This window comes from Myxococcus sp. CA051A, from assembly GCF_013336705.1.
Taxonomy (GTDB): domain Bacteria; phylum Myxococcota; class Myxococcia; order Myxococcales; family Myxococcaceae; genus Myxococcus; species Myxococcus llanfairpwllgwyngyllgogerychwyrndrobwllllantysiliogogogochensis.
Map to the genome: position 1 here is coordinate 58,268 of NZ_JABUMS010000007.1, position 16,752 is coordinate 75,019.

Annotated in this window: 13 protein-coding genes; 5 read left to right on the top strand and 8 right to left on the bottom strand. The window is 69.9% G+C overall.

Features of this window, described 5'->3' with window-relative positions:
* Positions 1-14 precede the first annotated feature (14 nt).
* The gene (locus tag HUA74_RS20990; RefSeq protein ID WP_174455940.1) at positions 15-908 is read left to right on the top strand and encodes a YncE family protein; all 894 of its coding nucleotides are present in this window, start codon (positions 15-17) and stop codon (positions 906-908) included.
* Positions 908-2,092: a hypothetical protein gene (locus HUA74_RS20995; protein ID WP_174455941.1), complete on the top strand. Its 1,185-nt coding sequence runs from the start codon at positions 908-910 to the stop codon at positions 2,090-2,092. Before HUA74_RS20990 ends, HUA74_RS20995 begins: the two co-directional genes overlap by 1 nt.
* Here the strand turns inward: HUA74_RS20995 and HUA74_RS21000 are convergent.
* Both HUA74_RS21000 and HUA74_RS21005 read right to left on the bottom strand, forming a co-directional pair.
* Complete coding sequence (locus tag HUA74_RS21000) at positions 2,089-2,454, bottom strand: hypothetical protein (protein ID WP_174455942.1); 366 nt, start codon at positions 2,452-2,454, stop codon at positions 2,089-2,091. The two genes, HUA74_RS20995 and HUA74_RS21000, sit on opposite strands and share 4 nt — an antisense overlap.
* Positions 2,455-2,612: 158 nt before the next feature.
* Positions 2,613-2,978 (bottom strand): hypothetical protein, encoded by a 366-nt coding sequence (locus tag HUA74_RS21005; protein ID WP_174455943.1) that lies wholly within the window; start codon positions 2,976-2,978, stop codon positions 2,613-2,615.
* Positions 2,979-3,220: 242 nt separating this feature from the next.
* Here HUA74_RS21005 and HUA74_RS21010 point away from each other — a divergent pair, with 242 nt between their 5' ends.
* Positions 3,221-4,573 (top strand): sigma-54 dependent transcriptional regulator, encoded by a 1,353-nt coding sequence (locus HUA74_RS21010; protein WP_141641731.1) that lies wholly within the window; start codon positions 3,221-3,223, stop codon positions 4,571-4,573.
* Positions 4,574-4,589: 16 nt separating this feature from the next.
* On the opposite strand, the gene HUA74_RS21015 is transcribed toward HUA74_RS21010, so the two are convergent.
* The 3 genes from HUA74_RS21015 to HUA74_RS21025 all read right to left on the bottom strand — a co-directional run bounded on the left by HUA74_RS21015 (position 4,590) and on the right by HUA74_RS21025 (position 10,447).
* Positions 4,590-5,168: an imm11 family protein gene (locus HUA74_RS21015; RefSeq protein WP_306663195.1), complete on the bottom strand. Its 579-nt coding sequence runs from the start codon at positions 5,166-5,168 to the stop codon at positions 4,590-4,592.
* Positions 5,169-5,175: 7 nt separating this feature from the next.
* Positions 5,176-6,558 (bottom strand): AHH domain-containing protein, encoded by a 1,383-nt coding sequence (locus tag HUA74_RS21020; RefSeq protein WP_371745646.1) that lies wholly within the window; start codon positions 6,556-6,558, stop codon positions 5,176-5,178.
* A 115-nt stretch (positions 6,559-6,673) separates the two neighbouring features.
* Positions 6,674-10,447, bottom strand: coding sequence for a DUF4157 domain-containing protein (locus tag HUA74_RS21025; RefSeq protein ID WP_174455944.1), 3,774 nt, complete (start codon positions 10,445-10,447; stop codon positions 6,674-6,676).
* A gap of 146 nt (positions 10,448-10,593) precedes the next feature.
* Here HUA74_RS21025 and HUA74_RS21030 point away from each other — a divergent pair, with 146 nt between their 5' ends.
* Positions 10,594-12,321 (top strand): hypothetical protein, encoded by a 1,728-nt coding sequence (locus HUA74_RS21030; RefSeq protein WP_174455945.1) that lies wholly within the window; start codon positions 10,594-10,596, stop codon positions 12,319-12,321.
* A 171-nt stretch (positions 12,322-12,492) separates the two neighbouring features.
* The gene (locus HUA74_RS21035) at positions 12,493-12,957 is read left to right on the top strand and encodes a hemerythrin domain-containing protein (RefSeq protein WP_174455946.1); all 465 of its coding nucleotides are present in this window, start codon (positions 12,493-12,495) and stop codon (positions 12,955-12,957) included.
* Between the two features lie 62 nt (positions 12,958-13,019).
* Here HUA74_RS21035 and HUA74_RS21040 read toward each other — a convergent pair whose 3' ends face one another.
* The 3 genes from HUA74_RS21040 to kdpC form a co-directional block, all read right to left on the bottom strand.
* Positions 13,020-14,864, bottom strand: coding sequence for an ATP-binding protein (locus HUA74_RS21040; protein ID WP_174455947.1), 1,845 nt, complete (start codon positions 14,862-14,864; stop codon positions 13,020-13,022).
* Positions 14,861-16,024, bottom strand: a complete 1,164-nt coding sequence (locus HUA74_RS21045) for a sensor protein KdpD (protein WP_141641717.1) — start codon at positions 16,022-16,024, stop codon at positions 14,861-14,863. Before HUA74_RS21045 ends, HUA74_RS21040 begins: the two co-directional genes overlap by 4 nt.
* 82 nt (positions 16,025-16,106) lie before the next feature.
* The gene (kdpC, locus tag HUA74_RS21050; RefSeq protein WP_174455948.1) at positions 16,107-16,751 is read right to left on the bottom strand and encodes a potassium-transporting ATPase subunit KdpC; all 645 of its coding nucleotides are present in this window, start codon (positions 16,749-16,751) and stop codon (positions 16,107-16,109) included.
* Between the last annotated feature and the right edge of the window lies 1 nt (position 16,752).

Sequence of the window (16,752 nt, forward strand, 5' to 3'; positions counted from 1 at the left end):
AGCATGCGCGCCCCATGAAGCCCCTCTCCTCCGCACTCCTCTTCTGCGCGCTGCTCTGCGCCTGTGACGACTCCGACCCGGGCTCCCCGGACTCGGGCACCCAGGTGGAGCGCGGCCCTCGCGCGATTCCTCTCGAAGGCGACCCCAATGGCCTGTTCTGGGACGCCACCACGCAGACGCTCTACATCGCCGACGACCAGAACCACCGGCTCCTCAAGTACCGCGATGGAGAAGGCGTCTCGGTGGCGGCCACGCTCCCGGACGCGCCCGCCAACAGCCCCAACCTGGGCGAGGTCGTCCGGCTCCAGGACGGCACCCTCGTCACCGTGCGCTTCGGATTCGGCAACGCGGGCGCGGTGTTGTTCGTGCGTCCGGATGGCACCCCGGGCACCGTGCCGGGACTCCCCGTCAACCGCCGCCGCATCGGCCTCACGGTGACGAAGGACGGGCGGCTGCTCGACAGCTACTTCGTGCGCAACAACAACGTGAACGTGGGCTCGGTGGCGCACGTCACGCTGGAGGGCACCGAGACGGAGCTGGTGGGCGCGCTCCAGAAGCCCGTGGGTGTGCTGGCCGTGGAAGACACGCTCTACATCGCCGACCAGATCGCCGGGAAGGTGTACCGCTCCCCGCTGTCCAACCCGTCGTCGCTCACGACGCTCGCCACCATCGCCGAGCCGGACCTGTTGGCCCTGGGGCCTGGGGGCTCGCTGCTCACCGGCACGCGCCAGGGCACGGTGCTGCGCATCTCCACCACGGACGGCTCGACGTCCGCGCTGGCCACGGGCTTCCAGCAGGTGCGCGGGCTCGCGTACGACGCCGTCAACCGCCGGCTCTTCGCCGCGGACCACGACGACGACGAGACCAACGGCACCACGCACTTCCTCCAAATCATCCCGGTCGACTGATGCGACACACTCCGTGGTTTTTGCTCTGGGCCCTGGCCTCCGCGCCGGCGCTCGCGGACGAGGCGTGGCTGAAGCCGACGCTCGTGGGGGAGCTGGACTACCGCCAGCACGCCTCGGACGTGGAGGGCTTCGACGGCTTCACCCTCGCGCGCCTGCGGCTGGGCGCGGAGGCCCGTCCCCTCCCCTGGCTGGTGGCGCGCGGCGTGGCGGAGTGGGCCCAGGAGAAGCCCGCCCTCATCGACGCCTTCGTCGCGGTGACGGTGCTGCGCGACGTGCGCCTGTCGCTCGGCTACACGAAGACGCCGCTGTTCCCCAGCGCGCACGACGAGAACCTGCAGGCCCGCGCCATCCCCGAGCTGTCGGGCCTGGCGCAGTCCTTCTGGCCCCGAAGAGACCTGGGACTCGAGGCCCGGTGGTCACCGATGAACCTGCCCGTGGAGACCTGGGTGCGCGTGGGCAACGGCTCGCGCAGCCCCCTGGGCAATGACAACCAACTGCCCGCGCTGGATGCCCGGGTCGATGGCCGGTGGGGCCGCTCGGCGGGCGTGCCGGAGTCCTTCTGGGGCGTGCGCGTGGGCGCGGGGGCGCATGTGGAGAGCGCCTATGACCGCGCGGGCATCGGCGGCATCGGCCCGCAGGGCTTCGTCTACTACCGGCCGCCTCCCGTGAGTGGGACGCGCACCGTGACGGAGGCGCACGCGCGCCTGGACGTGGGGCCGGTGCGAGTGGCCGCGGAGGCCGCCGCCGCATGGGAGCGGCGCTCGCGCGACACGGATGGAAACCCGGAGACGCCGCGCGAAGCCCTGCCCGAACTCAAGAGCCAGGGCGCCTCGCTGGAGGTGTCCTGGGTGGCCTGGGGCAAGCCTCGCGACGACGGACCTTCCTGGCCCCGAGCGAACGAGGACTCCGCCCAGGCACTCCAGGCGCTGCGCGAGGGGCATCTCCCCCTGGGTGCGCTGGAAGTGGCCGCGCGCGTCGAGCGACTGTGGCTGGGCCGTGGTGCCTCCGACGTGCAATCCGGTGGCGGGACGAGCGGCGCCCTCGCCGTGCGCTGGTGGACCACGTCCTTCCTGGGGGTCGGCGTCGCGGGATACGTCCAGCGCTACGACACGGCGCCGCTCGAGGAGCCGGACCGACGCACCTCCTGGCTGGTGCTGGCGCGCACGACGGTGAACTTCAACTAGCGCAGCGCGCGGCCGTGGAGCCGGGCCTGCTCCTGACAGGTGCCCTGGCACTCGGGGAAGAGCAACAGGAAGCGGGCCTGCTCACGGCAGCGCGGCACCAACCCCGTGTGCATGGGGGTCGAGCAGAGGCGCTGGAAGCCCGCCCACGCATCGTCGAACACGGCGGCGCGCGCGTCGGGCTCCAGGGACAGCACCGCGCGGCGCTCCGAGGCCAACCAGCCGACCATGGCCGCCAGGGCGCCTCCCAGCGCGAGCACCCAGAGCAGGTCCTTCCACCACGGACGCGCCAGGGTGGCGGGCTCGCGCTCGACAGCGGAGTCAGGGGAGGACGACACGACGGACAGGTGCGGATTGGGACGCATGACGGCGACTCCAGGGGCAAGCCCCGTGCCGCGCGTCGTCGTCGGTCCTCCGAGGGGCCGTGTCCCTCGAAGTCCCGTGGCCGTTGCATTCGGCAAGCGTGCGCGTGGGAGGCCGTGCATCGCGCAAGGCCTCCACCGTCGAGTCCGCGACGGAGTGCTCAGCGCACGGCGTTGCGCAGCACGGGGGCGAGCTCCTGGCGGCAGGCCTCGTCACACTCCGGGAAGCGCTGGATGAACTCCGCCTGCTTCTGGCAGCGCCGGAGGAGGCGGGGGCCGGCGTCGCCCAGGCACATGAGGTCGAAGCTGTCGCGCGTCTCCTCGAAGAGGGCCTCGCGCTGGGCGGGGGACATGGCGTTGATGGCGCGGTTCTCTCCGCCCTGGAGATAGGCCCACACGCCGGCAAGCACCAACAGCACGATGCCCAGTGTCACTCCCTGGCGGACGCGCTTCTCGTTGCGGGTGGGGGGCCTGTCTCGGGTGAAGATGTTGTCGTCGCCACCCTCGTTGTTCCCATTCAAACCCATAGGCCCCTGTTCCACCGCAATCCGGGGACCAACGCCAGCATTGGTTGCAGGGGGTGTGTTGCAGCCTGCACGAAAGGGCGGGGCGCGGGTTGCGAACCGCACGGCGGGAGCGAGTCGGGCGCCGTGGAAGTCCCCGTGAGGACTCACGTCGTGCAGGTCGCACGGCCGGGCTCGGGTGATGCAATTAGACTCCACGCATGGATGCACGGCTGGAGCAGGCCCCCGTTTCCGGGGAGCGCCCGATGCGGGTGCTGGTGGTGGATGACGAGCGCAACATCCGGCACACCTTGAGGGTGTGTCTGGAGGGGTTCGGCTGCGAGGTGCGGGAGGCGGCCACTCCGGAGGCGGCGCTGGCCGCGCTCGCCCAGGGGCCGGCCGACCTGGCCTTCGTCGACCTGCGGCTGGGCACCTCGAGCGGATTGGATTTGCTGCCCCGATTGCTCGCCGAGTCACCCAACCTGGACGTGGTGCTCATCACCGCGTACGCGACGTTCGACACGGCGGTGGAGGCGGTGCGGAGGGGCGCGCGCGACTACCTGCCCAAGCCCTTCACGCCGGCGCAGATTCGGCATGTGCTGGACCGCTCGCGCGAGCACCGGGCGCTGTCGTCGCAGTTGGAGAGCCTGGAGGGGCAGCTGGCGCAGGCGGTGCCGGAAGCGACGCTGGAGACGACGTCGCCGGTGATGCATGCGGCGATTGGACTGGTCTCCCGCGCGGCGACGTCCGACGCGGCGGTGCTGCTGCGGGGAGAGAGCGGCACGGGCAAGGGCGTGCTCGCGAGGGCGCTGCATTCGATGAGTGCCCGGCGGCGGCGGCCCTTCGTCACGGTGAATTGTCCGACGCTGTCGGAACAGCTCCTGGCGAGTGAGTTGTTCGGCCACGTGCGCGGGGCATTCACGGGGGCTGTGAAAGACCAGCCGGGGCGGGTGGAGCAGGCGGAAGGGGGCACGCTGTTCCTGGATGAAATCGCGGAGATGAGCCCCGCGCTCCAGGCGCAGTTGTTGCGGTTCCTCCAGGAGAAGCAGTTCGAGCGACTGGGCGAGGGCCGCACGCGCAAGGCGGACGTTCGCGTGGTGGCGGCGACGAATCGCGACTTGGAGAAGGACGTAGCGGAGGGACGGTTCCGCGAGGACCTGCTCTACCGGCTCAACGTCATCGAGGTGAAGCTGCCATCGCTGCGGGAGCGGCCGGAGGACCTGTTGCCGCTGGCGAGGCGGTTCGTGGCGTTCTTCGCGAAGGCGGCGCAGCGGCCGACGACGCCGGAGTTGTCGCCCGCGACGGAGAAGATGCTGCTGGCGTATCCGTGGCCGGGCAACGTGCGCGAGCTGCGCAACGCGGTGGAGCGAGCGCTCATCGTATGGCCGGCGGGTGTGCTGGAGCCGCAGGCGTTTCCGGAGCGAATCGCCGCGGCGGCGGGTTCGGTGGTGACGCTGGGCGGGCCGCACACGTTGGAGGAAGTGGAGCGCGAGCACACCCTGCGCGTGATGACCTCCGCGCCGACGTTGGACGAGGCGGCGAAGGTACTCGGCATCGACGCGTCCACGCTGTGGCGCAAGCGCAAGAAGTACGAATCCGGCGGAAAGGGCGAGGGCTGAGCCGGCGAGGCCGTCCCTAGACTTCCGTGAACTTCATGCCGGTGGTGTCCCCTTGCTCCAGGGCCTCGCGGATGCCCAGGGAGACAATCAGCGCCACGTTCCAGCCCCACGGGCGGAACACCCTCGTCGACCCCACCTGGGTCGGGTCGATGCGCAGTCCCCGAACGTTGCGGTACTCGCCTACCTTTTCGGGTTGCTCGTCCTCTGTCGTCCAGCGTTCGATGAAACGCGAGGCCTGGTCATCAATGCATCGGACAAGCCGGGTCGCCACGAGGATGTAGAACGGCTCGGCCTGTTCCCGCACCTCCACCGGAATGAGCTGCACGTCACCCGGGGCAAACGCTGAGAAGACCGCGGCCACCCCGGCATGAACCACGGGGATGCAGAGACCCGCGCGAGTGAAGCCGAGCGCTTTTCCCGGTGTCACCACGGGAACCCTCAAGCGCCCCGGGTCGGGCAAGGCGCGGCCATCCGTGAAGGCCCAGGGGTCATCCAGCTCCCTGCCGCCAGCGTCCGTGGGTGTTCCGAGAGCCCAACGCCCCGGCATGCTCATGTCTTCGGTGAGTTCGAAGTACCGCTCTGGCATGCCGACCATTGTGGCGTCACCTGGCACGAGTCACCAACCTGTTCAGCTCGGAGCCTTCCTTGGAAATCTCCCGCGCCAGTCGCTGGAGTTCCGCCGTCAAAGCCTGACGGCACTGCTGGATGCTTCGGCAGCTTCGCGTCGCGGTGAACAGCCGGTTCAAGACTTCCTCGTGGTACTCCTGCGGGTGCGGCCCTTTGTGCCCCTTGATGCGGACGATGTTCGCCGGGTCGTTCAGCGACATGCCCGCTTTATCGAAGAGGCTCTGGAACTGCGGCGACCAGGGCCCCCCTTGATTCGTGGACTCCCACCACTTGTCCGTGGCGATGTGGTGGTCATGCCCCTTGGCGTCCACCGGCGCGGCAGCTGTACCGCCTAACCCCTGGGCTGTCGTGGCGACCGCACCCGGCCCCACCGCCATGGTGACGGCTTCGCTCGTCACAGTCACCGCCTGCACCTCGCCCACGGCGGAGAGCACGAGCCCCGCCCGCGAGCCGGCATGCATGGAGGCCTGCGCCGAACCGGGAAGCATTGGCACCTGCCGCGCGAATCCCGCCGCCGTACTTCCGACGGCCACAGTGGCCAGCAGCGCGAAGGCCCTCGCCGCATTCCTCCCCATCACCTTGCCGTACCGCTCCCCTGCGTCGCGAAGCTCTCCAAAGGTGCGCGCTCGGTCCGCTGACTCCATCAGTTCGCGGAAGCCCGTCACCAGCCCCCAGAAAGTGTCCACGCCCAGGTACACCACCAGCGTCGCCGTCATCACCGCCGCGAGGCCCTTGCTCACCGGCTCGGGCACCGTCCACAAAATCAGGTACAGCGTCCCCGTCCACACCGCCGCCGCCAACATCGCCTGCGGGTCCGTCATCTCCTTGAAGGCTTCCAACATCTCTTCATTCACCGCGCCCTGCGCGAGTCCCATCGCCAGCGCGTAGCGCCCCTCCCCGTTGACCGTGGGGCCCTCCGTCAACAAGCGCAGGCAATCTCCCTCACGCCCTGTTCGCTCGCACCAGAGGAGGTAGGCGCGCGTCAGCTCGACATCCGCCTCCGACGGCTTCACCTCCAGTTGCTGCCCTCGCCCGAGCGGCGTGACACGATGGGTGCGCACATCGAAGAGAAACGCGCCCTCTCGCACGTCCATCTCGAACAGCCGCCGAGCTGCTTCACCCGGCTGCGCCGATGGTCTCTGGATTCGAGCCTGCTGGGCGAGGGCCGCCTTGAATTCGTCCTCCTCCAACTCCACGGGCTCCGCTTCATCGGCGCGTGGAGTAATGGAGAGAACCTCACCCTGACCTGTCTCCAGTCGCACCACTCTCCCGGTGGCACAGCCCATCAGCAGCAACAATGGCAACAGTGTCGCGACGAAGCGCAGATGCATGGTGACGTCCCCCAGCGAAGTCACCACACCACCACGGCTCCACTCATTGGGAGAAGAGCACTCCAGGTTGGCTTCGACCTGTCCGGCGCACAGCGGAGAGACGTGTCCCGCGTGAAACCACATGGGCTGCCCGCGCCCTCACTCAACGCGGCGTCGCCACACGAGGATGCGCGCTGATTCGGAAGCCCGCGGGCAATACACCGTTGGGAATCTCCGGAGACAGCGAGACGCCCTCGATGAGCTCATAGGTCAGCAGCCACCGGTCCGTCTGCTGCTCCCGGACCACGACGCGGGCTCGGACGTTGTAGAGCGCGATCTGCTCCTCGGTCGGCGGACGGAAGCCCGAAATCCAGAGCAGCACCTCCGTGTTCAACTGATGGTCGGGACTCCCGTTGCGCACCTGCACCCGGGCATCCTCGACCTGTCTGCCCGAGCCACGTCCCGGATACGGCCGCGTCGCCGCATCCACCACGGCGGGTCCCGTCCGCGCATCGATGACGAGGTCATCCTCCCCCGTGTCAGGCGCGCCGCCAGCACCCGGCTGCGGCACCGCGACCGTGTCCGGCCCCGTGCCTCCACGAGGTGCCTCGGGCCGCGACGCCGTCGTTCCGCCTCCAGGCCCCGGAGGATTCGGTGCCGTTGCGTCACCCGGTTGCGTGCCCGTGCCGCGAGCCGCCTGCTCACGGCGCTGGCGCTCCCGGTCCGATGCCGTGACGCCCCACTGCTGCGTGGTGTCCACCGGCGCTGACGGGTCCGTGCGCCGCACCTCCAACAGGTACGTGGCCAGGTCCAGCAGCCCTCCCGTCGCGGTGGGATTGCTCTGCGCCGCGAAGCGCTCCATGTCCGCGGCCGTCGCACCACTGGCGATGATGCGGTCGCCTATCGTGCGCATGTCCTCCGCCGTGAGCGGCCGGCCCGCGGGGATGCCCATGCGTCGCGACATGCGCGCGAAGGCCCGGAGACGCTCCTCGCCCACGCGCTCGGCCAGCTCAATCATCGCATCCGCCAACGCCGGGTCCGGCATCGAGCGCCCACTGCCGCCGCCACCTCCACCACCGCTTCCGGGCTGGCAAGCCACCTCGCTGGCGGCGACCTGCGTGGAGACGGTGATGGGGCGGAGGATGCCGCTCAGCCAGCCGGGCAACTGGGCGTTGGTGAACGTGACGACGCTGCTCGCCAATTGCGTGGGGAGGCGCCCGAGCCACGGTATCGCGGTGACATACGGCGCGGCCTTCGTCTGGAACCAGCAGGACGCCACCACCTCCGCGAGCAGCGCCTCGCCCACCGCCTGCGCGAGAATCCACAGACAGCCCCAGCCGGGCGGAGACAGACACTCGAGGAGCCGAAGCCCCCACCGCGCGTAGCTCACCAGCCGGCCGATGTCGGCCACCATGGTCTGGAACTCGTTGAGCTGGTCCAGCACGGTGATGACACCGTTGATGACCGACTCTCCGAGCAACTGCTCCAGGTTCTCCATCGCGGCCCGCTGGACCTGGTCCTTGATTTCGTTCATCCGACCCGCGAGCGCGTCCATCGCCTCCTCGGTGTCGACGCCCGTCCACTCCTGAATCTTGTCCTCCACGCCTCCGACGAGCGACTGGATGAGCTGGTCGAAGGTGCGGTCCACCAGGATGCGTCCCGCCACCTTCAAGAGCTGGAACGCGGCGTTGATGACAGCGCGAGTGAGGCCGTCGCCCGTCGCGCGGGTGGAGCGCGCACTGAGCGCGCCCTGGATGCGGTCTCTCAGCCACTCATAGGCGTTGGCGACCTTCTCGAAGAGCCAGCCGAAGTGGTAGCGGAAGAAGCCGAACGTGCGCGCACTCGCCCCCGTCCACATCTTCACGGCGCTGTTCGTGTTGCGCGACTCCAGCTCGACCGCGGACAGCGGCGTCGTCGTCCAGCCGTCGCGCAACAGTCGCTGGTGGGCACTCACCAGGTCCGTGGCGGCGTCGGCGTTCTGCTTGTCCGCGCGAGACACCTGCCGGTACTGCTGCGAGTAGCGCGTGAGCGCCTGCGTCCACTGCGGATACTGCGCGCGGAACGGGTCGAGCTGCGGCGGGCCTCGGCGCCGGATGGCTCGGCCAAAGTCCTTTCCGAACTTCTTCTTGAGCGCCTTGGGCGGAGCCCCGAGCACACGTGCGAGCCGGGCGGGACGCAGCTTGGGTTGTCGCCCAGGCGTCCTGCGCCGGATGGGGAACTGGAACAGCGGATCTCTCAGATGGGTGATGATCTGCGGCCCCAGCGCCTGGATGCTCCGGGGGAGCCGGGGATTGGTCGGGATGCTGTCCGGCACCCAGGCGTAGACCCACGAGCCCGGGTTGCCCTCGAACCTCACGCGCAGACGTCCTGGGACGGAGACGTAGCCCTGCTCCCGGAGGTAGCGCCGGACGGAGCGCTTCTCCAGGTCGAACTCCTTGATGATGAGGTCCTGGGACACCTGACTGGTGTTGCCGGGCTGGTACTCGGGGGGAATGGTGAGGTCCGCTTGAGCGAAGCGGTTGATGCTCGGGTTCCAGTTGGTCCCTGAGGGCTGCCGGTTGGCGTAGTCGTTGGTGTGGCCCGCCGCCGCGCGGAAGGCCTCCTCGTAGCGGGTGAGCTGGGGCTCGGGGTCCGCGCCGAAGGCGGGCTTCATCTCGCCGAGGGTGATTTGCGTCGGCGCCTGGTCGACGCGCGTGATGGCCCCGCCGCGCGTCCGAGGGCCCTGCGGCGCACTGCCCACGGCATGGTCATACCCGCCGGGAGCCACGAGGTCGCCGGGCGCACCCAACCACCTCGGGTCGTCGTGGGCGTTGAAGCGCACGGCCACGGTGTTGTTCCCGCCGGGCCCGGAGGCCCGGTAGAAGTCCGCCTCACCGCGCGTCCCCAGGCCGCCCGCGCCAGTGCCACGCTCGGGCACGGGCGCCTCGCCGAACACACCGGAGGCATTCGCCATGGCGGGGATGAGCCGTCGGTGCGCGGTGGTGCCCGTCTCGTGGGCGGGCTCCCAATACGGGACACGCTGGATGCGCTGGGGTGCGCCGCCCGCGCCCTCGCCGCCGAGTGCGCGCGGCTGCGTCTGCTGGAGCACGTGCGCCAGCTCGTGGGCGAGGATGAAGGACGGCTCCGCGCGCTGGCCCGCGCCCAACCAGACATGGCTTCCATAGGTGAAGGCGTAGGACTGGAGCGCCTCGTTGCGTCGGACCGACTCGCCATCGGCGTGGATGCGCACCGAGGACAGGTCATGCCCGAAGCGCTCCTCGAAGAAGCGCCGCACCCGCTGGGGCATGGGACTGCCGCCCAGGGTGAGGCCCGCCTCGTCGCCACCGGACGGCGCGGCACCCGCCGGGGGTGGAGCAGGAGGCGGAGGGAGCGCGCTGTCCGCAGGGGGCGTGCTCGGAGGAGCCAGCCCGTGCTCCCACTCGAGGGCTCCGCTCGCACGCTCGTCCGGTTCATTCGAGGGACCTTCGAGTGTCGCCTCCGGCGTGGCGGCAAGCGCGATGCCCGGAGCAGCCGCGACGCTGGCGGCAGGCGGGACAGGCGCGTTCGAGGGCGCGGAGGGAAGGGCCTCCGAGCCACCGGGCGATGCGCCGCGCAGGCCCAGGACCTCCATGGCGATGGCGTCGGCTTCGCGCTCGAAGGGGTCGTCTTCCGGGCCCACCGCCGCCTTGCGCTGGATGCCCCATCCCGTCGCGGTGGGCGGCCGTGACGGTGGGAAGAGAGGGATTGAGGCGAAGTCGAAGGTGGCGCCTCCACCCGACAGGGACAGCGCGTCAGCGTCCTGCTCCGTGGCGCCTCCGCCCGCGAGCGCACCGAGAAAGAGTTCTGACCGCGCGGAGGCCGGTTGGAAGTCGTGCGTATTCTGCGTGGAGCGCGCAGGTGCGGGGGGCGGACGGGATGGAGCTGGCGTCTGGAGCGCCTTCGCTTTCGCCTGGGCCATCGTGCGTCCCCCGCTTCGATGACAGCTTTCAACACCCCGCTCGCGCCGCAGCGACATAAGCTAGCGCAACCGTGGAGCGGGGTGCCAACCGCCAGCGCCCAGGGGGGCGTGACTGGCGCGGGCACATCCCACCCGTGAGGTCTGCCATGCCGACCCAGGTCCCAGAGCCCACCGCGTTCTTCCGCCCGCCACGCACTTCGCCGGAGCTCGCCATCCTGGAGGCCGCGCGCGCGCTGCGAGGCCGCTCGTCGGGCGAAATCACCGGTGTCCTCCTCACCGAGGACAACGAGGGCACGCCGAGTCCACAAGGCGCGCTGTCGGAAGTCGTGTTCGGCCCGGTGAGGGACTTCCGGTGCGCATGCGGGAAACTCGTAGGCCCGGAGCATGCGGGTGCGCGGTGTCCCCTCTGCCACGTCGAGTGCATTGCCTCCTCGGCGAGAGCGGAGCGGTGGGGACATGTCGCGGCCTCGGGGGGACTTGTCCACCGCGCGTTGGGGAGACTGGTGGCTCGATGTCTGGGCTGGACGGAAGAGCATGTGTGGCAGGTCGCCTTCTTCCAGGCCTGTGTCGAGGAGGGCGAAGTGGTTCCACTGATGCCGGGAGGTGACCCGCGCATGGCGGACAGCGGACCGGAGCAACTCCGCCGACTGCTCTCGGAGAAGGGCGTAGGCGCCGACTGGCCGGCGGAGCTGGCGGCCGCGGGCTTCACGCCGCGCGAGCTGATTCTGGACGAGGTCCCCGTGACGCCGCCCGCACAGCGTCCGTTGAACCGGATGCCCGGTGGTGCGCGGATGCCGGGCCTCGACAGTGTGCGCTATCAGGAGCTGTTGGCGTCCAATGGACGGCTGCGTGCGATGCGCGAGGCTGGCCGCGAGGATGTGTACTCGGACTTCGAGCACCTCGCGCTCCAGACCGCGTTCGATGCCCTGTGTGTGCAGCTCGGCGCGGAGCCTGGAGCGCCACCTGAGGAGCGCTCGGTCCGGCCGGGGATGACCTTCTCTCGCGAGGCACGGTATTGGCTGCGGGATGACCGGATGGACGTGGAGCTGTTCCCGCCGCCGCCGTTCGAGGGTGAAGCGGAGACGCAGAGGCCGACGGGCTGCGCGTTCCTCGGTCAGGATGCCGCGCTCGTGTGCTTCCCTTCGGTCGCGGTCATCCTTGGGCTCGACGATGGACAGGTGCGAGCGACGCACGAGCTTCCTTCACCGGTGCGGCTCGTCGCGGTGTCGCCGGAGGGTGCGCATGCGCTGTTCACCTTCGATGGTGAGCTGCATGTGTTGGATTTGCGCGACGGGACGTGGGTGACGGATGCGCCGGGCATGTCGCTCGCCGCGGCGGTGGAGCGCGCGGGGAGCGTCTATCTCGCGAATGCACGGGTGGACTCGACGGTGGAGCTGGTCGAGGTGCGCAAGTACCTCCAGCGGCAGGCCACGTCACCGGATGGAAGGCTGCTCTGGGCGGAGGACCGCTCGGGACGTGGCGGGGTGTACTCGGTGGACACGGGCCTGCGGTGGGTGGACCGAGGTGGCTGGCGGCTCGACACCCCCGTCCCGAAGCTGCAAGCGGATGGCACGGTGACACCGGCGCCCACGGAGGAGGACTTCACCGAGGACCTGGAGCACTTCGCCAAGGAGCACGGCGGCCGAACGGACTCCGCATTCACGTTGGGAGCGGATGGCCGGTGGCGCTTCCTGGACCTGGGGTTGCTCGTGGTGGATGGCGCACCCGTTCGCAGGCTCGCGTTCCAGGGCTCGGCGGGCGCCTTCGATATCACCGGCGAGCGACTGCTCATCGCCAGCGAGGACTCCCTGTTCCTGCTCGAAGTGGGACAGGAGCCACGCATCCTCCGGCGATTTCCGCTGTCCCCGGTGTAGCCCCGCACGGTTTCAAGCACTCGACGCCTTGTGCCCGGAGGGAGCGCTCCCCTGCCCACTCCCCCACGTGGGACATGGCGAGGGAGCTTGCGCGCCCATGCCTGTGATTGCCACGACCCGCATGCATGCGGACCGTTGTGCGGCGACCCCAACGACACAAGGAGCGCACCCGTGGACGTCATCGACCTCTTGATTCAACAGCACCGCGAAGTCGACGCCTTGTTCCAGGCATTCCGCCGCGCCCCGGACGACACGAGCCGGAAGGAGCTCTGCATCCAGCTCGCGGAGGCGCTGATGCTGCACACCACCATCGAGGAGCGCTGGGTCTATCCGAAGGCCACCCGCGTGGTGGGCGACGAGAAAATCGAGCACGCGGAAGAAGACCATCAGGAGATGACGAAGCTCCTGGGCGAAATCGTCCGGATGCGCGACGACATGAACGCCGTGAAGGCCCGGGTCGACTCACTCGAGCGAGTGGTGAAGCGCCACATCGCCGACGAGGAGCAGAACATCCTCCCGCAGGTCACCAAGAACGTCACCGAGAAGGAAATCGGAATGTCCTGCAAGGACCTCGTCCGCGAGGCCTCCAAGGTTCGCCGCGAGGAGATGAAGGACTGGGGCGAAGCCTCCGTGTGACGAAGTCCTCCTGGTGAACGAGCTCCCGTCCGTGCCTCCGACAAGGAGCACGGGCGGGAGTGTCACGTCGGCTCCACCGCCGCCGCCTGCTGCGGCAACGTGAACCAGAACGTGCTCCCTCGTCCCGGAGCGCTCACCACGCCCAGCTCTCCGCCGTGCGCCTGGACGATTTCCTTCGCGATGGACAACCCCAACCCCGCGCCACCCACCGGTGCCCCGGGCGCGCGGTAGAACTTCTCGAAGATGCGGCCCTGCTGCTCCGGTGCGATGCCCTCACCCGTATCCCGCACCTCGAAGCGCACGTGCGTCCCCTCACGAGCCACTCGCACCTCCACCTCGCCCCCCGCCGGCGTGTGTTTCACCCCGTTGCCCACCAGGTTCCCCAACACCAGGCCCAGCCGGTCCGGGTCCACGTCCACTGACTCCACCTCCAGCCCCACCTGCCTCGACAGTCGCACCCCGCGCTCCGCCGCCGCCGAGCGCTGTGAGTCCAGCGCCGCCTCCACCAGCTCCTCCGCCGGCACCCGCCGCACCTCCAGCCGGAGCTGCCCCGCCTGGATGCGAGACAAGTCCAACAGGTCATCGACGATGCCCTGCAAACGCTCGCAATCCTCGCGCGCCGCGAACAGCAGGTCCGCCTGCTTCTCCGTCACCGCGCCCACCATGCCCTCCGCCACCAGGTGCACCGCCATGCGCAGCGACGTCAGCGGCGTGCGGAACTCATGCGCCACCGTGGCCACCAGGTCGTTCTTCAGCTCGTCGAAGCGACGCAGCCGCGTCACGTCCTGGAGAATCACCGTGGCGCCCACCACCTCGCCCGTCTCCCCGTACACCGGACTCCCACGAGGCAGGAGCCATCGGTCTCCATCCGCCAGCTCCACCCTCACCGCCTCCTCGTAGCCGCGAGGCTGATACGCGCCCTTGCCGCCCAGCACATGGCCGCGCACCCGCTCCAGCACCTCGCGCGCCTCCGGCACCACGCGGCCCAGCACGTCCCCTCCCCCCTCCAGCGACAGCTTCAGCACGTCCTCCGCCGAGCGGTTGACGTTGAGCAACACCCCATCCGAGCCGAACACCACCACCGGGTCCGGCAGGCTGTCGATGGCCGCCTGCGAGGCGGACTGCGCCTGGAGCAGCTCGCCCAGGCTGCTCTGGCGATACTGCTGGAGCGCCTCCGCCATCGAGTTGAAGTCCTGCCCGAGCTGCGCGATTTCGTCCGTCCCCTCCACCACCGCGCGCACCGCGTAGTCACCTCGGCCCAATCGCCGCACCGCCTGCGACAGCACCGACACGGGCCGCAGCGCGCGATGCGTGAGGGACGTGGAGGCGAACAACCCCACACCGAAGGCCGCCAGCACCGCCAGCACCATCAGCGTGTTCACCTGGTCGCTCTGTCGCCGCAGCTCCTCGCTCTTGTGCACCATCGCGTCCTGGTTGAGCGCCAGGATGGATGCCGCCGCCTCCTTCACCTCACGGAAGGCGGGCTCGATGCTTCGGAAGTACACCACCTTCCGCTCCGCCTCCGAGGACAACAGGAGGAATGCGTCATACGCCGTCTGATAGCGCATCCAACCCGCGCGCAGCCTGCGCGTGGCCTCGCCCTCGCCAGGCTCGGTGATGTTGCTTTCTTGAAGGCGCAGCTCCGACTCCAGCACCTGACGCTGCGCGGACTGCTGGGCCTCACCCCGCTCCAGCTCCCCAGCGACGATGAACAGGGCGGCGCTGTCCATCCGCTCCAACTGCTCGGTCATCCGCTGGGTCGCGAGGACGCTGCGGTAGTTGTCCTGGAGGATGCGCTGTCCGGAGCGCCCCAGCCGGGCCAACGTGACGACGGCGACCACGCCCACCAGGGCCAGGGCCAGGGCCAGGGGAGCCTGGGCCAGCAGCAACCTCAGCCTCAGCGTCATGAACGCTTCTCCTCGGGCGCGGGGTCGAAGGCCACGACATGGATGTCGAAGCCCTCGCCTTCGCGCAGCAGCCGCACGTCCGCCGCGCGCCCCAAGGCCCGCCTCCACCAGGGCTGATGCGAGCGGCCCACCATGATGTGGCCCACACCGTGCGAGCGCGCGAAGTCGAGAATCGCCTCCACCGGGTCCTTCGAGCGCAGCCGCACGACCTCCGCGCCCAGCTCCTTCGCCTTCTCGATGTTGGCCAGCAGGTGCCGCTGCGCCTCCGCGTCGATGAGGTGCGGGGCCTCGCGCGGCGTCTCCACGTACACCACGAACCAGTCCGTGTTCAGCCGCCCCGCCATGCGCGAGCCTCGCCGCAGCAGGGTGGCCGCGCGCGGCGGGTAGCTCGACAGCGCCACCAGCACCCGGCCCCAGGACGCGCCCTTCTGCTGTCCCTCGTCTCCCGCGCGCGACGGCAGCCCGGCGGTGGCGCGGTCCAGGCTCTCCGCCACCTCTCGCAGCGCCAGCTCGCGCAGCGTGGACAGGTTCTCCCCCTTGAAGAAGCTCTCCAGGGCACGTGGCACCTTGTCCTCCGCGTAGATCTTCCCCGCCTTCAGCCGCTCGTGGAGGTCCTCCACCGCCAGGTCCAGGTTCACCACCTGGTCGGCGCCCTTCAGGAAGCTGTCGGGGAGCGTCTCGCGCACGATGACGCCGGTGGTGCGCTCCACCAGGTCATTGAGGCTCTCCAGGTGCTGCACGTTGAAGGCGCCGATGACGTTGATGCCCGCGTCGAGCAGCTCCTGCACGTCCTGGTAGCGCTTGCGGTGTCGACACACCGGCAGGTTGGTGTGGGCCAGCTCATCCACCACCGCGACCTGGGGCCTGCGCGCCAGCACCGCGTCCAGGTCCATCTCCTCCACCGTGACGTCGCGGTAGGTGTGCTCCTTGCGTGGCACCACCTCCAGCCCCTCCACCAGGGCCTCCGTCTCCTTGCGACCGTGGGTCTCCACGAAGCCGAGCACCACGTCCACGCCCCGGCGCTTGAGGGCGTGCGCCTCCTCCAGCATGCGGTACGTCTTCCCCACGCCAGCCGCGAAGCCGATGTAGAGCTTGAGCCGACCGCGCCGGCCCCGCTCCACCAGCTCCAGGAAGTCCTCCGCACGCGAACGTCGCGTCATCGTCACCCTCGGGCCTCCACAGCGGAGGCGCGAGCGACAATGCCCGCGCCTCCACACGAATGCATGCGCGGAATGCGCCCCGTCACGGCGTCCCGGTCGACGGAGCCGTCGGAACCGCCGCGCCCATCGGCTGTGAAGGCTCCGAGGCGAGCCGACCGAACTGCCGGTCCAGTGCCAGGTTCAGCAGCAGCACGTTGACGCGCGGCTCGCCCAGCACGCCGAGCGTCCGTCCCTCGACGTGCGAGTTCACCACCGCGAGCACGCGCTCCGGCGCCACGCCTCGCGCCTTCGCCACGCGCGGCGCCTGCCAGCGCACCGCCTCCGGCGACAGGTGCGGGTCCAGGCCGGACGCCGACGTGGTGACCAGCTCACCGGGCACCAGCCCTGGCGTGTCCGGGTTCTCCTGGCGCAGGCGTTCGACCTCCGCCGTCACCCGGTCCCGGAGCTTCTGGGACGTCGGCCCCAGATTGCTGCCCGAGGACGCCGCCGCGTCGTAGCCCGCCCCCGCCGCCGACGGGCGCGGCTGGAAGTAGCCGCCTCGGGTGAAGCCCTGACCAATCAACGCGCTGCCCACCACGCGGCCCTGCTCGTCCTTCACGAGCGAGCCCTGGGCCTGGGAGGGGAACAACAGCTGCGCCACGCCGGTGACGGCGAGCGGATACAGCACACCCGTGAGCACCAGGGTGACGACACAGGCGCGCAGGGCGGTGACAAGAGTGGAGACCATG

Bases quoted from the DNA above. Each gene is read 5' to 3' on its own strand.
- kdpC (WP_174455948.1), bottom strand. From the start codon at position 16,751: ATGGTCTCCACTCTTGTCACCGCCCTGCGCGCCTGTGTCGTCACCCTG.
- HUA74_RS21045 (WP_141641717.1), bottom strand. From the start codon at position 16,024: ATGACGCGACGTTCGCGTGCGGAGGACTTCCTGGAGCTGGTGGAGCGG.
- HUA74_RS21005 (WP_174455943.1), bottom strand. From the start codon at position 2,978: ATGGGTTTGAATGGGAACAACGAGGGTGGCGACGACAACATCTTCACC.
- HUA74_RS21030 (WP_174455945.1), top strand. From the start codon at position 10,594: ATGCCGACCCAGGTCCCAGAGCCCACCGCGTTCTTCCGCCCGCCACGC.
- HUA74_RS21040 (WP_174455947.1), bottom strand. From the start codon at position 14,864: ATGACGCTGAGGCTGAGGTTGCTGCTGGCCCAGGCTCCCCTGGCCCTG.
- HUA74_RS21025 (WP_174455944.1), bottom strand. From the start codon at position 10,447: ATGGCCCAGGCGAAAGCGAAGGCGCTCCAGACGCCAGCTCCATCCCGT.
- HUA74_RS21010 (WP_141641731.1), top strand. From the start codon at position 3,221: ATGCGGGTGCTGGTGGTGGATGACGAGCGCAACATCCGGCACACCTTG.
- HUA74_RS20990 (WP_174455940.1), top strand. From the start codon at position 15: ATGAAGCCCCTCTCCTCCGCACTCCTCTTCTGCGCGCTGCTCTGCGCC.
- HUA74_RS20995 (WP_174455941.1), top strand. From the start codon at position 908: ATGCGACACACTCCGTGGTTTTTGCTCTGGGCCCTGGCCTCCGCGCCG.
- HUA74_RS21015 (WP_306663195.1), bottom strand. From the start codon at position 5,168: ATGGTCGGCATGCCAGAGCGGTACTTCGAACTCACCGAAGACATGAGC.
- HUA74_RS21000 (WP_174455942.1), bottom strand. From the start codon at position 2,454: ATGCGTCCCAATCCGCACCTGTCCGTCGTGTCGTCCTCCCCTGACTCC.